This is a genomic window from Candidatus Symbiopectobacterium sp. NZEC135, from assembly GCF_025962695.1.
In genome coordinates this window covers 23,311-39,012 of sequence record NZ_JAGFPF010000040.1, presented here as the reverse complement: position 1 = coordinate 39,012, position 15,702 = coordinate 23,311, and the positions used below count along the sequence as shown (strand labels likewise).

The 15,702-nt window shown below is 41.9% G+C and carries 11 protein-coding genes; 4 read left to right on the top strand and 7 right to left on the bottom strand.

From position 1 onward, the window contains the following. Window positions 1-192: 192 nt before the first annotated feature. Together J5224_RS17220 and J5224_RS17215 are read left to right on the top strand one after the other, a co-directional pair. Window positions 193-1,188, top strand: a complete 996-nt coding sequence (locus J5224_RS17220; protein ID WP_264626540.1) for a nucleotidyltransferase — start codon at window positions 193-195, stop codon at window positions 1,186-1,188. A gap of 4 nt (window positions 1,189-1,192) precedes the next feature. After that, the gene (locus J5224_RS17215) at window positions 1,193-2,131 is read left to right on the top strand and encodes an S-4TM family putative pore-forming effector (protein ID WP_264626539.1); all 939 of its coding nucleotides are present in this window, start codon (window positions 1,193-1,195) and stop codon (window positions 2,129-2,131) included. Window positions 2,132-2,463: 332 nt separating this feature from the next. Here the strand turns inward: J5224_RS17215 and J5224_RS17210 are convergent, their stop codons facing one another. The 4 genes from J5224_RS17210 to J5224_RS17195 form a co-directional block, all read right to left on the bottom strand. After that, entirely contained in the window at window positions 2,464-3,822 is a 1,359-nt protein-coding gene (locus J5224_RS17210) for a hypothetical protein (RefSeq protein WP_264626538.1), read from the bottom strand. 428 nt (window positions 3,823-4,250) lie between these two features. Beyond that, entirely contained in the window at window positions 4,251-7,190 is a 2,940-nt protein-coding gene (locus J5224_RS17205; protein ID WP_264626537.1) for a DEAD/DEAH box helicase, read from the bottom strand. 854 nt (window positions 7,191-8,044) lie between these two features. Continuing rightward, window positions 8,045-8,512, bottom strand: a complete 468-nt coding sequence (locus J5224_RS17200) for a DUF5680 domain-containing protein (protein WP_264626536.1) — start codon at window positions 8,510-8,512, stop codon at window positions 8,045-8,047. Between the two features lie 13 nt (window positions 8,513-8,525). Beyond that, window positions 8,526-8,978: a GNAT family N-acetyltransferase gene (locus J5224_RS17195; protein ID WP_264626535.1), complete on the bottom strand. Its 453-nt coding sequence runs from the start codon at window positions 8,976-8,978 to the stop codon at window positions 8,526-8,528. Between the two features lie 817 nt (window positions 8,979-9,795). On the opposite strand from J5224_RS17195, the gene J5224_RS17190 reads away from it, so the two are divergent. Next, entirely contained in the window at window positions 9,796-10,284 is a 489-nt protein-coding gene (locus J5224_RS17190; protein WP_264626534.1) for a GNAT family N-acetyltransferase, read from the top strand. Window positions 10,285-10,343: 59 nt separating this feature from the next. On the opposite strand, the gene J5224_RS17185 is transcribed toward J5224_RS17190, so the two are convergent. Together J5224_RS17185 and J5224_RS17180 are read right to left on the bottom strand one after the other, a co-directional pair. After that, window positions 10,344-12,452, bottom strand: coding sequence for a hypothetical protein (locus J5224_RS17185; protein WP_264626533.1), 2,109 nt, complete (start codon window positions 12,450-12,452; stop codon window positions 10,344-10,346). A gap of 322 nt (window positions 12,453-12,774) precedes the next feature. Further along, window positions 12,775-13,212, bottom strand: a complete 438-nt coding sequence (locus J5224_RS17180; protein ID WP_264626532.1) for a VOC family protein — start codon at window positions 13,210-13,212, stop codon at window positions 12,775-12,777. A 291-nt stretch (window positions 13,213-13,503) separates the two neighbouring features. On the opposite strand from J5224_RS17180, the gene yajD reads away from it, so the two are divergent. Further along, complete coding sequence (gene yajD / locus J5224_RS17175; RefSeq protein ID WP_264626531.1) at window positions 13,504-13,848, top strand: HNH nuclease YajD; 345 nt, start codon at window positions 13,504-13,506, stop codon at window positions 13,846-13,848. Window positions 13,849-13,951: 103 nt separating this feature from the next. On the opposite strand, the gene J5224_RS17170 is transcribed toward yajD, so the two are convergent. After that, window positions 13,952-15,673 (bottom strand): SulP family inorganic anion transporter, encoded by a 1,722-nt coding sequence (locus J5224_RS17170; protein WP_264626530.1) that lies wholly within the window; start codon window positions 15,671-15,673, stop codon window positions 13,952-13,954. Between the last annotated feature and the right edge of the window lie 29 nt (window positions 15,674-15,702).

Below are 15,702 nucleotides of genomic sequence, written 5' to 3'. Positions count from 1 at the left end.
CCACCTGCAAAAATAAGTGGACACCTAAATTACAGAACCTGATGCAGTAAACCAGACGGTGCTGACTGGACGCTTACACCACAAATACTATCAAAGAGGATTTATCTTATTGCATTAACTAACAGCTACCACTCAATAAGGTGGCGCTCTATTTATTAGCCTTGTTAATTTTAATCATGCTAAGGATTTGCAATGGCAACTACCGTGACAAACGCATTTATTGAGTTCATGAGTGATGTGGTAAACCTAAAGAAGTCCAGCACCGACGACGCACGGACTAGCAGAAACTGGCTGTATGAAAAACTCAGCGGCTTTGAGTCAGACGACTCATCTCCTAAAAATTATCCGGAAATTCATATTGGATTTGGCTCTTTCGCCAGAAGGACGAAAATCCGGCCGCTAGATGATATAGACCTGATGTTTGGCCTGTCCGCGGAAGGGTGCACTTACACCATTTATAGCGACCGGATAACATTAGATACGGACGATAGTCCCAGAAGGCTGAATAACTTCCGGCATTCGGACTCTCAAACGATAAGCTCAGTAAGAATACTGAACCATTATAAAAACAAGCTGCAAGACATTCCGCAGTACCAGAAGGCCGAGCTGAAGCGCAACCAAGAAGCGATAACTCTTCAGCTGACTACAAAAACCTGGAATTTCGATATCGTTCCCTGTTTTATGACAAAGGTCGATATTTATGGCCGCAGTTATTATCTGATCCCGGACGGTAACGGCAACTGGAAAAAAACTGACCCGCGCATTGATAAGATAAGAACATCCGAAATAAACGTAAAGAACAATGGAAATATGCTGAACGTCATCAGGGTGGTCAAATACTGGCAGACAACAAAAAGCATGCCAGCCATCGGCTCCTATCTTCTTGAAACTCTTATTCTTAACTACTACGAAAACCGAACAACCTGTCAACAATGGGTGGATCTGGAGTTGGAAGGCCTCTTTAATCATCTCAGCACATACATCAGGTATTCTGTTAATGACCATAAGGAGATTCAAGGAGATATTAATGACTTATCCTATGATGCCAGAGAAAAAATATCGCAAAAATTCAGTTCAGAAGCATTGAAGGTACGTGAAGCCAGAGATTTTGAGAAGAACGACGAACAGCAGAAGTCCATTAATAAATGGCGCGAAATATTCGGATCAGACTTTCCGACGTTTGGATAATACGATGAATACCATATATTTAAGCCAGGCAACGCAAGATAACATGAGTCTTCTTTACGCGCAGGCTCATCTTTACAATCGTATAAAAATATTCAGCAGTGTCAATTTCTTAATCAGTATCGTTTTGCCAGTGTTACTCTCCGTTACGGCTGCCGTTCTGAAAAGTCGGTACGGGGTTCCGCAGGAAACCTTATCCGCATACATGGGATTATATGGCCTGACCGTTCTTACAATCAATATTGCTCTTAGCGGCTATATCTCTTCTGAGCGTAAAAAGGCGGCCACGATTCAGGAGATGTATGACTGCAACGTCCTGAGAATAAAGTGGAACGACCTTCGTGTGGGCAAAAAAATTTCCAGAGACAATGTATTTAGGGCTGCGCGTTTCTATCTGGACAGGCCAGCCAAGGCGCATGCCCGCTTTGGAAGTGAGGGATGGTATGTAAATAAGTCCTACGATGCGCCGCAGAGCGTAATGGCCTTGCTGTGCCACGGTAAAAATTTCGGTTGGGACAGATCTCTAAGAGACAGTCTGAACGTGTTCTACATCTGGGGCATATCCGTATCACTTTTCAGCCTGCTTTTATACGGGATAATGATGAAGGCCACGCTGAATGACGCTCTTTTCTACGTGGTGTTCACCCTGCCGTTAATCAGATATATTCTTCTGCAGTTTTTCGATAACAGAAAAAGCAGGCATAGAATCGAAAAAGTGAAGGATTACATAGATAAAGAAATATCAGATATCAAGGTTGCTGGCCGTTTTAATGATGACGATCTTAACTTTAAATTCAGGGCTATTCAGGACGAGGTATTTTCACACCGCGCATCGAGCCCGCCAGTTCCAAATTTCATACACGTCAGGATGAAAAAAGACAATGAGGCAGTTTACGACGATTACTTTGAGGAAAATCTTAAGCTGATTACGTTTCCGGAAAACTGAACGCTCCGTTTTTGCTGAACTAGTTTAGTCCTGCACGCCTTTCGGAAGCAAATTTATTCAGCCGACTCCTGATTAAACTTACTCGCACGAAACCTACTGCCGAACGTGTGTCGGGACAGATTAATCGATCACCTGTCATCCTACCGAGCTTCTTGATGTTACGATGACGGCTGTTTTGTAACGATCTAAAGACCGGACATAATATGACATTGGTCCATACTGGGCCGATTTCTCAGCTTTCAGGCAACGTCCCCCCTTTTTTAAGGATAGCGTTGCATCGACCCGTTGAACTCACAGCAAAAAGCGGACGCTCATGGGAAATTAAAGCATTCTTATATTATAATTTCTGACATATCTTCTGTTATAGGGGGGCTATTAAATTCCACAACTAATCTACCATCAATTACATGATAATGAGATGCATTTGGCAATATATATATTGGGAAAGGGTGCAATGCATTAGGATTGTGATAAACGACTAAACCTTCATCCCAAGTCTCGGTATATTTTTTGTTTGGAACTATTTTTGTAATGAGTTCATACTCCCAAGTATGAATATTAGGTGACTTTACTGTGCGTCTGATTTTATACTTATTGTCATTAAAGCCATCTTTCAACCCCATTCTGTTGAACTTGTCAATATCATTCGCTGGAGAAAATAATATTGCACTAATGTTTTCAGCCCCTTCGAGATCAAAAAAACCTGATGGAATTTCTTTTGTTCCCCAGATATGACAACCAATTTTTTCACGTTCCTCAGCACCCTCGGATGTCACTTTTTGTTGAAAACCATAAAGGTATAATGGCAATGCGTCATGACTAACATTACCAGCACCTTTGAACTGACAATCAGCTATGGCGATTGCAAATGGCTTTCCGGAAACATGCTCCTGCTCCCAATATTTCTTTTTTAGTTTCGCAAGCAAAGGACCAGAATATCGAGTTGGAAAATAATTTACCAATAGATTATTGTATTCATCTATATTTTCCCTGTTTACTTTTGGCATTGGGATTGGCTGACCTCTACGATCTATCGGTTTATTAACAGTAGTAGCCTCGATTGAGAATGGTATGCTGTTGAATCCATTAATATAGGATAAATTAAAATCTGGAGCATTGAATGATGTATCAAATACACAGTCATTTTCAGTAAATATACAGTAAAGAAGTACCTCCCAGACCCTTTGATTAAATCCGGTTGTTTGAAATTGTTCTACAAAATTCCCATCTATGTCAGCGTACCATCTCATTAACGGTTCTATAATATTTTTGGCTGCTGAATATTCTGGTGAGTCCTTTACTAAAAGGAAGTCGGAGTTGATGTTTTTCTTATTAAGGTCAATGAAAAAATCCATTGTTTCAACACTTTCATCACCTTGCACTCCTTGTTCATCAGCTGATGGATGTAACTCACGTATTTTACTTAATAACCTTTTCTTTGTTTTAGCTCTGTTATCGTCAAATTCAGTCATGTCTATATAACGATATTTTTTATTTAGATCTCGAGAAAATATAATTCCAGTATATTCGTTGTCAATAGTATCAAACAACAGCATGCCTAATACTTTCCCATCGAAGGTTTCAAACCATTCTAACTCATTAGAATGAGACTTAACTCGTGGGTTTCTAGCATAAGTAGCTAGTGCATTGAATCTTGAATAACTTATTGGATTGATGACTATTGGTGCCATGTATAACCTCGAAATATCAAAAAGTCGTAAAATTATAACCTTTAATAAATTTAACACAAAAAATAATACATTCATTGTTTAGCATCACATACACATGCGCTTTGGTTATCAGAAGGCAAAGCACGCAGTTAAATTTCAAAAAATGTCCGCTCCTGGCACTTAAAAGACATTATCTTGTCAGCAATTATCTTCGTCCTTCATTAACCATATTGATACCAATTATCTCTTAAAAAAATCCACATGGCACCCTCCGACTCCCCAGTAAACCGGGTCGTTAGCCCAATACCACTAACTAGCAAAGCCTGTAAGCTCCGCCGAACCACGAAATGCTGCGTTTCGGGCTAGGCGGCTGGGTCTGGTGGCGGACAACCACTCGTCTCGATTGCAATCCCTATGAATCACAAACATTATTTTCAATAAATTTAATTTTAAGGACTAATGATGACCTTTATATCCGAGCCAGAAATGCTTTTAATGTATGAATAACTTGTACCTAAAACAGTCAACTGTTCTTCAGATAGTTTCTTGGCTGAGACAGCAGGCTGGACTATGACAAAATTGAATACAAGCTCATGGTCATGGCACTTATTGCGTAATATTTCAAGTTGCTGTGGTGTTCCTTTAAGTATTCTGTCGAAACCTATTGAAAGAGATTTTTGGTAGCGTTCAAGCAGACGGTCAAAAAATTTCTCACCAGTATATAGCCACTTTACTGATCTGGAGGCCTGGCCGCACACCTCGTAAACATCGCTCAAGCGGGCACCCGGTATAGCGGCGCCATCAGTCAAAGGACAGTATTTACAATGGAATAAACTAATGTAGATCCTGTCTTTATCTACGCGAATTGCAACGAGATCAGCGATTTCACCTGCACCATCGTCATTGAAGACAATCCCGAAGTCATCAGCAATTTTTTTGGAAGTGAATCCCTGTACGCTATCTAAACGCTTTTCTGCGCGCATTGACTCCTGATAAATTTTTGTTGTTCCCCAGTCCCATATTTCGAGCAAAGCTTTGGGTAGTTTTACATTCACACTGTTGGGTGAAAAGTAACGATAATTTCCGTGGATCATTGCCCCATCAACGCTTAGCAACACAAGAGCTTCACTATCCAGATATTCATCCAATGGCATTTCTTGTGAGAAAACAATTTTCAGATCGGGACAGTGAGTTTTGTAACCATCTGCTAAGAGCTTGATATAGATGTTTGTAAGGGGGTGCTCTAATCCGTCGTTATCAACTGTGAGTACAGGGATTCTCAGGGTTAGGTCATCATTGTGGCTTGGTCTACCCAGTACAATATCAAGTAGATTGTATCTCTCGCCTTGAAAAATGAGTGAGATCTTTTGCTCATTTTCAATTGCAATTGTTTCGGGCCAGTCACAGTAAAACAGACCTGCAGGCCATTTATTCTCAATTTTCTCTGCTCGCATGACGTTCTTCAAAACATCACCTGGGTCGATTGATTGGTCATTGAGTTTTGTTGAGAGGCGTTGACACCATTTAATCCAATAGTTGATGGGTGATGAATTCATTTCCCAGATTTTACCTTTGTGCGAGCATCCTACTGTAGTGCGCTCACCCAACTCGAATCCAGTCGCAAATATATTGGATTTCTTCGCGTTACCTTTTTCGATGTCACTAATAACTTGATTGATGTCGTGCCCAACATGCATTGTAAATCTGAGGTCCTTTCGGGCTCGAGATAAACCTACGTTTTGCAATTTCATCAATTTGATATTGTGAAGTGAACGGAAGGTAGGTTCACCATTGATACGGACAGCATCTTTAGCAATTAATTTCAGGAACTGGGTCGCTTGTGTATCATCTCCTGATGTGTGAACAAAAAGCGTGTTCTCAGGTTCGTTATAAAACGCCAGATACAAGACCCAATTGGTGTCAACGATAGCCTCAGTTTGTGCCCATCCCACTAATGTCTCTCGTCTTGTTACCATGATGATGGTATCAGCATCATCATTGATTGAAATATGCTTCAGCTTCTCTCTGCGGCCATCGAAGTTCCGTGCTCTTGCTGGCTGCCAATTTTTCGGCGACAAATGATAAGCTATTGCACTGACTTTTGGATTTGGGTTTAGACCAAAGATAGAATCCGAGTCTGTGTCATCAGAGAACTGCTCATTAAAAACTTCTTTTTCAATTTCGAAACTGACCTTTTCCTGACTGACGTCGCGGATTACTTTTCCCCAGTCAGCGCTTTCTTTGTAGAGATCTGACATCTGGTGATCAGTTTTTTGGTTAGCAATATTAGCTACGAACTTGGCATCTCCAAGAGTGTTATCTACTCTTGTTAGTCGGCCAATAAACTGTAGCGTTACCGCAGGGCTTTTATGTTGGTCATGAATTGCCGCGATCTTAAGTTCGGGCAAATCAAAACCTTCTCCGAGCATATCTACACAGACAATAATGCGATATTTTTTCTGGACGATTTCTTCAAAAACTTTCGTCTGATTAGGTACTTTGCTATGCATCAAGATTGAGCTCAGGTCTGTATACGAGCTGTAAATTTCAAAAAGATATTCTGCACGTTTTTGTGATTTTGCCCGAACTAACATTAGATGATTGTAACCAGCATCAATATCTTTCCTCAGAAGCTCTACGGCTTTATCCGCAATAGCATGATCTGAGAGGTCTAAATTATATTCCCGCACTGGGTGGAATTCGATATTTTTGAAATAACCATCGTCTTGTGCATCCTTAAGAGGATAGTTATATATAATTTTCCCCTCTAAAGCTAAACCATCTTCCCGAAATGGCGTTGCTGTAAACTGGATACACGGTTTACCTTTAAATATATTTTTGACTCGATCCCAACTGTTCGCCGGAACGTGGTGAGCCTCGTCAATAAATAGGTGACTACACATATCCCCTAGGGCTTTAACTGCTTCCCCGTCGAATAATCGTAGTGCTTGCGGAGTTGCAACAATAACATTTGCTTTAGAAAGCATTAGAACTTCTTTTTCAGACATTCCTGAACTGATTGCGGCAACGACAGGATTCAGCGCAACGTCAGATACCGCGCCTACTCTGCGCAGTGTTTTAAGGTTTGCACATTTGTTTGCTAATTGACTTCTGAGGGCATCTGATGGAACGAGAATCAGGGCCCTTTCCATTTTTCCAGAGATGAGTAGTGCAAGCATGGTATCGGTTTTGCCAGTACCCGTTGGCATAACCACCGTTGCCGGTGTAGAAGGGTCTATCACCAAGTGCCCTAAAGTCGCATAAATAGCAGCCAACTGGGGCTTTCGGAGTCCTAGTGTGTTTGTCTGGGGGACGGCCATACTGAAATTAAAACGATGAACTTGCCAACTTCGAAGTACATCCGAGTATTCTGCTACAACCTCGTCCATACAGTTTTCCTCAAGCAAATGAAACAAGGGGACATTTGGATATCTGGAACATGACTAGGGATAACTTTTTCAAGATGCTTAAAGCGCTTAGCTCAATAAATTAGCTGAAGTATTGCTAAATCTGGCTGACATCTGTCTACCTGAAAATGAGCGTTTAGGTTATAAATAAATATATTTTTTAACGACGAAATTACTTTACCTAAAAGAGCGTGCGTGCGCATTAGAGATCGTACTCATCGCTACTTTATTTTGAGCAAGTACAGCGCCGCTTTCTGAAACCATCGGAAGAAGGCTTGACCTGCTCCTCTCTAATTAATGCTGTGCGGGCTTAGCAACGTTTGCTTCTGACACAGATCAAACTGCCTTGTAGATATTGCTACAGTAACGATCACCAAATGCACAAGACCGCTCAAATCAGTTACATTTAACCAACTTTTATTGGTGGTCATTCTGGTGGTCTTGACAGAAAGGGAATTCAGGTTTAGCTTACTTATTAGCCACTTGCTGGCAAAGGCGATCCCAGTCAGAGGAGCCAAATTCAAAAAAGCAGATGTCTTCGGGCATCTGCTTTTTGCTTTGGATTCAAGGAAATAATGCAAGAATCTCTCCCGATACATTCTCACTTTTCCTTCTGCATCCGGTGAATTTGGTGGTCAGATTTGGGGGTCTTTCCGGTTCGATAATGGCGTGACCCGCATCGAAGCAAAAGGGTTATTGGAAGTCGCGTCCCGCTCCCAGTTCTCTCATAAACCTGCTGGCTAGCCATCGCCCATACGCAAGCCTCTCAGGGTTGCCATCGTTGCAATACGAGTACCAAAATAGGCTAAATCAATAAGTTGGTAGCATGACCTATTTTACGAAACCCACCCCCCTGAATAATATAATTTATAAACGATTACACCATTTTGAGAAATTGATTCCTCTCCATGGAAAAAATCAATATCACCTTCACTCTGATTTTTATAATAAAACCCGCACGAATCAGAGAACGCTGCTGGCCCTCGAAAGGGTGCATCAATTGATATTTTCAATAATGATTTTCGCAGAAAGGCATAAATATCGTCAATATTCTCTTTTGTCTGGCTTTGACCTATGTAATTCATAGACCAAATAACTTTATCTTTTAAAGAAACAGTCTCCTGCCCTGCAAATTGCAGGAAACCAAAATAAATATCCCGGTAGACTAAATCATCCTGCTCGAATGCTAACAACTTGGTATCTGGCAATATCGTTTGTTGAAATACTCTACCGCTATTACTTGCATAAGTATTTATTTTTGCATTAATTAAAAATTTCTTAATGTGTTCAACATTACAATACATAGTAAAAATCCGTTTATTTTAGCGTTTTAACAAACTTCATCTGTCCATCAGGCTGAAGACAACTTTCAACCCAGCCAATATATCGATAAAACCCGTTAGCGCGCACCAATACATTACGGTCTGTTTCTAACCATATTTGTTGACACTTCATTTCGGTGAGCCATTTTTCAACCTCTATCATTAAGTGACGCCCCATGCCTTTCCCTTCAAAGCCAGGTTCGACAAATAATGCAAAAACGGAAGAATTATTTGCATCAGCCATGGCAAAAGCTCTGGTTACCCCATCAATTTCGGCAACCCATCCACGACCGTGACCGGTTAGCATTGCGGGCAGTGATTCTGGCGTTACCCCATACCTTGCTAAATCAGCCATAGTTGCTTTATTTTCTTTCACACTGATTCTAATGCGAAACATATCCGCAACATCCGTAACATCGGCAACTCTTATAACAAAGAGGCTTTCCATTTGATTATCTCAGGCTCATTAGAAGAGAATAACATCACGTCAAAACGAAGAATGTCTGTGTAGTGATAGACGTAACTACCTCAGCATAAGCGCTACCACATTCATGCTGACTGTTGATTTTTCGGAGTGACTACAATACGAATTAGATACGCGCTGCTCTCAATTGATTTACAACCCATTATTAACATACGATTGTCTCTGATTGCAATGATTCTTTATTTCTGATATTAGGTTGTGTGAGCGGTAGGAGCACTGTATTAACCTGTTGATCTTTCCCCTAATATCACCCAGCTATAATCAGAAATCATCAGCTTCATTTCGATTGTATATTCTGGCAAGTAGCAGGGTTTTCAGAAAATTCTGACAGGGCCATCACCCCTGATGCAGAATGTGGCCGTCACCGGTTATACGTATGCGCCAGAACTCGATTATGCACCGAGCATCCTCCAGGGATATAAACTCGCTCTCGTTCAGATACACCTACCTCAGCCTCCCGTTGAAAAATACACCATCGTATTATTTATTGACGTTCCGGCCGTGAGAAGTCTATTCTGCTCCCGAGTACATACGCCACTTTTGCAGAATTGACGTACCCAATTCCGCCAGCTTCAGAGCAAGGATAATCGTTCCTTTAGGTGAGTCGTGACGTTTCATCGGCACAGCCTCTTTTCAAAGAGGAAAATATCATGCTGGAATTCTATTTCGGAATGGGGCAAGATTTTGAGGGAAAGAAAACGTAAAATCCCCTAGGCTAAATTGTTGGGTAAAACTCAAGCAATACTCCTGTGAACGCCCTTAGTGTAAAAAAGGAAGTACTATGTTGCTGAACCATCGCCCGGTTGAAATGAGAGATATTCCTGCTATTTGTGGCTTTCCTGATACCGAGCAGGAATTGTTCTTTTTCTTTCCAAAAGCTTGTTGGCCTTTATCACCTGAACAGTTGATGACCGTCATCAACAAGCGAATGAATAATACAGTAGTAGAATATGAAGGACAGGTAGTGGCTTTTGCCAACTTGTATTATTCGAAACCTGGTGAGTGTGCAATAGGCAATGTTATTGTCTCCCCCACGGTCCGGGGAAAAGGTGTAGGCCGTTATCTCATCAAGACAATGGAGGAGAAAGCATTTGCTCGACATCCTACGGCACACGTTACTATCTCGTGCTTTAATGAAAATGTAGCAGGCCTACTATTGTATTCTAGTCTGAATTTTCTACCTTGCACTATTGAAGAACGTACTAACCATATAGGGCAATCCGTTGCATTAATTCACCTTCACAAATATCCCGCAACTGTATTAGATTAAATGAGGATTCACCATTGCATCATACCTCTAATTTTCCCCGATATCCGTGCCAGGATAAATCAGAGAACCGGGGAGATCTTTACTTTATTAATGTTTCGTTCAATTGCTGATTTAGACATCAATCCATTGATGATATGTTCATAAGCATCATCCCTCAAGGATTTACCTTCATTTTTCATTTGCTTAATAAAATAATGGTTATGATGCTGTGTATAAATAACCTTGGCCTTTTCATCATGCTGAATGATTTCTTGCAAATCATTCCAATTAAATAATTTATCAGAAATACCATCTTGATGTTGTAGCGCGTCTTTTATTTCTTTTCTTTCACTTGCTAATTTCAAAAGATCTCGAACACTATATTCTAATATTTTTTCTTTCGTCTTAATTGATAAAGATACATTGTATTTTTCTTTCATATATTCTAATCTGGACGATAAATTATAACCTCCTGGTTGTTTGTCTAACCTCCCCTCCAAACAACCAACGTTATATTCACCATCATCAAGCATCCCCTTTATTATTTTAAGGTCCTCTGATAGTAAGGAGGTGCGCTGCCGAATAAAATATTTACCTGGTTGCTTAATAAAACTTTTTTGGCTCCTTACTATTCTATCAAGTAGTTTTTCCACTGTAGAATCTACGTGTTGATGTAATTCCGCTACCGTTAGTTGAATATTATTCTTGTTTGCTTTATTGATCGTCTTTTGAATCAATGAGAGTAACTTTACCTCTGCGACAATCTTTTGTTGTTCTAGCAGTGTATTCGTTGCCGCACTAACAACAGTGTTAAGAGTATCAATCGTGGTTATCGCTGATTGCGCTGTTTGATTTGTGTTAGTAGGGTCTGTCGTTTGATATTTCGCCAAGCTTTCAAAATTTAATCTTTTATCCGATACGCTTTGAGCATCTTTAGTACCTAAATACTTTCCTTCTTGTACCCTGGTTCTTGTTCGAATATAAGAGCCATAAATAGTAGCTGGCGCACCAATTAAAGCAGGAACAAAACCTACCGCGCTACCAACACCAGTGAGTGCACTTAACGAGCTTAATGCCATCGCAGCCTGCCCAACAGCAGTGACAGCACCATACTCTATTCTTTGCTTATAGTTATAATATATTTTACGGTTAGCTATTTCTTTTAATTGTGCAATATTTTCTTTAATGATATCTGGTTGGTGGTCCTTTTCTAATAAAGAACGATTCTCTTTCAGTAGTTTATCGTGCTGATATCCAGAAATGGTTTGTGAAATCCCATACCCCGTCATCATGATTTGTGCTGGCAAAAGAAGAACATTACTGACCATTCCCGCTAAATCACTTACGGCTTCAGCTCCGCTGATCCCTTGGGACATCACAAGATCTGCGATTGATTTTGCAGACAATCCAACCATCCCTCCGGTCATTAAACTCATTGCCGTAGCTTGCAATGGTGAAAAATTGCGGTCAATTTTTACCATCGGCATTTCTTGTTTCATACGTTGATATTCTGTAGCCATATAAAGTGGCTTTGTAGTAGAATTATTTTTTTCTTGCAACGACCTCCACGTTGTACACAGTTGTTGGAAATTTTTAATATTTTTATTTTCATTTCCACCTTGTAACCAATTAATCCAAACATCAAAAAATGGTTCGATCTTCTCTTCAATAAGCTTCTTGTTAACATCATCTTCAGAAAAACCCTGTTGTAATATCCCTAAAATCTCTTGTTTTTTCTCCTTAATATTTTTCATAAATTCAGGATAAATGCTTTTATAGTTTTCTACTGACTCATCAAAAGCACCTTTTGCACCTATGCCAACTAAAGGGATAGCAGGAAGTAATATACTTAACGATAATAATGACTGATGAAATTGTGGTAAAACCTGCCCTGTCGCCCCGGTAAACTCATCAATTCCATCAATGGAACGTAAATAATTATATGCCGACATCACTACTTTATTACAAAATGATTTTATTTTAATTAATATATTTTTTTGTTTATCCAAATCACCTGCCCGTACACGAAGATAGGGTGTTGGAACATTATTTATATTTTGATTAGAATTAACAACATGACTTATCATCGAAGGTAAATGGGATTGATTTATATCATTATTGCTTTCTGGTTTTTTCTCAAAAAAATGAGTAGAGTGAATAGCATTAGAGAAAGAGGCGATAGAAAGCATTTAATGTCCTTTACACTGCACCAAATGATATTGATTACCAATATCATTTATGATATCAATTTTTCTTAACTTGATGGTAGGTCTTTATTGATGACTTTTGGCTTTATCGCATTCATGAACGATTTTCAGTATAGCCAGCCTGTTCACTCTGCTTTTCTAATTTCAAGCCTTACTGAATGCCTTTTCAATACCATTCTCTATACCCTTTTACGCTAATCTCTGCGCTATGGTCGTCAATTCTTCCTCATGCTGTGGCATTCGGTATGCAAATATGCTTTTGCAACAGGGTCAATGCGATATACTGCGATGCTCAATGCGTTCATCAGGCGAACTTGAAACTGATTTCCACAGAGTGTGCGCTGCGCACCGCATCGCCATGGTAAACCACCTCGATATTGTTCCCATCAGGATCGAGCACAAATGCGGCGTAATAGCCAGGATGATAGCTCCGTTCGCCGGGTGCACCGTTGTCACGCCCGCCATGTGTCAGTGCAGCACGGTAAAAAGCCTCCACGCTTTCACGATCTTTAGCCTGAAAAGCCAAATGGTGACGCCCTGTCGGTTCTCCCAGAGAACCTGCACTTTTTACTGAAGACACCACAAGTTCATCAGCCCAGAAATAATCGTCACTGGTATTGATGATAGGGATCTCAAGAACAGCCAGCACGGCCTGATAAAACGCTTTGCTGAGCTCGAAGTCGTTTACAACGAGCTGAATATGATCGATCAGCCTACCACGATGCAGCAGATAAGTGTCCACGCGCGATTTCCTCTGTCAATGGTGAACAGTAGCGAGCCAATAGTCACCCAAACGGAGTGGCTGTTTACAGATTCATCAAGATATCACCTCTCTGTTCAACCCCGCTAATTAAACCGAACTTCCCTTCGTTATCTCGGCTTCATGTGTTTAGTAGCATACAAAAAGACCTATGACATTGATAAGCGGTAAATTCAACGCGGTCATTTCGCTTTCATCTCTTCTCTTGTTCCAATATGAGATATATTGAAGACACTATCGTACCTTCTCTCTTTATAACAGGTAATATCGGCAATGGCTCTGATCCCCAAAAACTATGCACGGCTGGAAAGCGGCTACCGTGAGAAAGCACTAAAAATCTACCCGTGGGTGTGTGGGCGCTGCTCGCGGGAGTTTGTTTATTCCAACCTGCGCGAATTAACGGTTCATCATATCGATCATGACCATACCAATAACCCTGAAGATGGCAGCAACTGGGAGTTACTCTGCTTGTACTGCCATGACCATGAACACTCGAAGTACACTGAGGCAGATCAATACGGAACAACCGTTGTGGCGGGGGAGGATGCGCAAAAAGATGTTGCGGCTGCGACCTATAATCCCTTTGCCGATTTAAAATCGATGCTTAACAAGAAATAATGTCAGCAATCTCTGCCTCTGCTATGGACTGCTAATGTAGCCCATAGCAGAGGCAGACCCCAAGTAACTGGCTGTCGTCAAAATGACCACCAAGCATACGCGGCTAGGGCAAATTGTCCGCCCTAAACGCGTTGGTTTCTTTAGATTCTTTACTCTGAATCAGCCGTATTGCTAAATAAAGGTCCGGCACCAGGATCAAATCGTGTACTTTACTGTCGGAACGCTCCATACGAAACCAGCGGGTTAACTCGGTTCGCCGTCCTGCGAGCACCAGATTAATTCCGCGTTGTTTGAGTTCGCGTTTCAATTCGTCGATGGCGGCCAACACGCTGACATCGGCGTGGGTGAAGCTTGCTACCGCATCAATCACCACCCAGCGCGGCGTAGAGGTATCGCCGTCCACCAGATCCATGATGCGGCTTTTAAAATAGGCAACGTTGAAATAGGTTAATGGGGAATTGAAACGGTACATGATAACGCCGTCCACCGGTCTGATATCATTGTCAGTGCCGTTATCTAATGAATGAATCATGCCTTCCGCATTAACACCGAGTAAATGCTCAGTGGGTCGAAATACCGTTTGCAGGAATTGCAGCAACCCTAGCAACACCGCCAATCCAATACCCGGAATAATGCCTACCAGCAGCACACTCAGAAAAGTAAACAGGGCCAGATAGAATGCCGGGCGATTACGCTTGCGCAGTTGGAGTATGCTGCGTAAATCCAGCAAGCCCCACAGCGCATAGATTAATATGACGCCGAGTACGGCAATCGGAATATATTGCAGAGGTTCACTTAACAGCACGACCACCAGCGCAATCGCCAAGGCGGCGATCACAGAAACCAACTGGCTTTTGCCACCGTTGGCATCATTAACCGCAGTACGCGAATTTGCTCCGCTGATGGCAAATCCCTGTGACAAACCAGAGACAATATTCACCAAGCCCAGTGCGCGAAACTCACTGTTTACATCCACTTCGTAGCCATTTTTTGCCGCGAAACTGCGCGCCGTCAGCATCATACTCACAAAACTGACCACCGCGAGGTTCAACGCAGGGATCACCAGTTCACGCAGCAAGCCAGGTTTGAAATCCGGCCAGGATACGGTAGGCAAACCGCCCCCGGTGTAACCCGAAACCGTCTCCACCCCAAAGCGCGGTAAGTTTGCCGCCCAGGTCAGCCCCGTCGTCAACACCACGGCAAAGAGCGGTGCAGGCCAACTAGGCCGCAGATAACGCACACCAAATAGACATAACAACGTCAGCAACGAGATACCCACTGTTGGCCAGTGGCTATTTACCAGATTCGACGGTAGCGCATAAATGCGCTCAATCAGTTCACTGGAGGGGGATGTAAAACCAAACACTTTGCTGATCTGGTTGACAATGATGGTCAGCGCAACACCGTTAAGCAAGCCGCTCAATATCGGGCGAGACAATAAATCCGCAATGGCCCCCAGCTTGAATCGACTGGCAATCAAACACCATGTCCCCATCATCAACGTCATCACAATCGCCAGTTGCCAATGAAGCTCCGTATTTCCCGCCGCCAAGGGGGTGATGACCGCAGCGATGACCGCACAGGTGGCGGCATCCGGCCCCACAATCAATTGCCTTGAGGAGCCAAAAATAGCGTAGGCAACCATCGGCAAAATACAGGAGTAAAGCCCAACGATCGCGCTTACACCGGCTAATTCGGCATAGGCGATCGCCACCGGCAGCGCAACTGCCGCCACCGAAAGCCCCGCGCGAACGTCGTACTTTAACCAGGTGCGTTCATAAGCAAGCAGATTTATCAGGCCAGGAGTCAGGGATTTCCACTGCATACTTCTTCCATTTAATCTTCATTATGGGA

Coding starts and splice junctions, on each gene's coding strand:
- J5224_RS17220 (WP_264626540.1), top strand. CDS start 193: ATGGCAACTACCGTGACAAACGCATTTATTGAGTTCATGAGTGATGTG.
- J5224_RS17215 (WP_264626539.1), top strand. CDS start 1,193: ATGAATACCATATATTTAAGCCAGGCAACGCAAGATAACATGAGTCTT.
- J5224_RS17210 (WP_264626538.1), bottom strand. CDS start 3,822: ATGGCACCAATAGTCATCAATCCAATAAGTTATTCAAGATTCAATGCA.
- J5224_RS17205 (WP_264626537.1), bottom strand. CDS start 7,190: ATGGACGAGGTTGTAGCAGAATACTCGGATGTACTTCGAAGTTGGCAA.
- J5224_RS17200 (WP_264626536.1), bottom strand. CDS start 8,512: ATGTATTGTAATGTTGAACACATTAAGAAATTTTTAATTAATGCAAAA.
- J5224_RS17195 (WP_264626535.1), bottom strand. CDS start 8,978: ATGGAAAGCCTCTTTGTTATAAGAGTTGCCGATGTTACGGATGTTGCG.
- J5224_RS17190 (WP_264626534.1), top strand. CDS start 9,796: ATGTTGCTGAACCATCGCCCGGTTGAAATGAGAGATATTCCTGCTATT.
- J5224_RS17185 (WP_264626533.1), bottom strand. CDS start 12,452: ATGCTTTCTATCGCCTCTTTCTCTAATGCTATTCACTCTACTCATTTT.
- yajD (WP_264626531.1), top strand. CDS start 13,504: ATGGCTCTGATCCCCAAAAACTATGCACGGCTGGAAAGCGGCTACCGT.
- J5224_RS17170 (WP_264626530.1), bottom strand. CDS start 15,673: ATGCAGTGGAAATCCCTGACTCCTGGCCTGATAAATCTGCTTGCTTAT.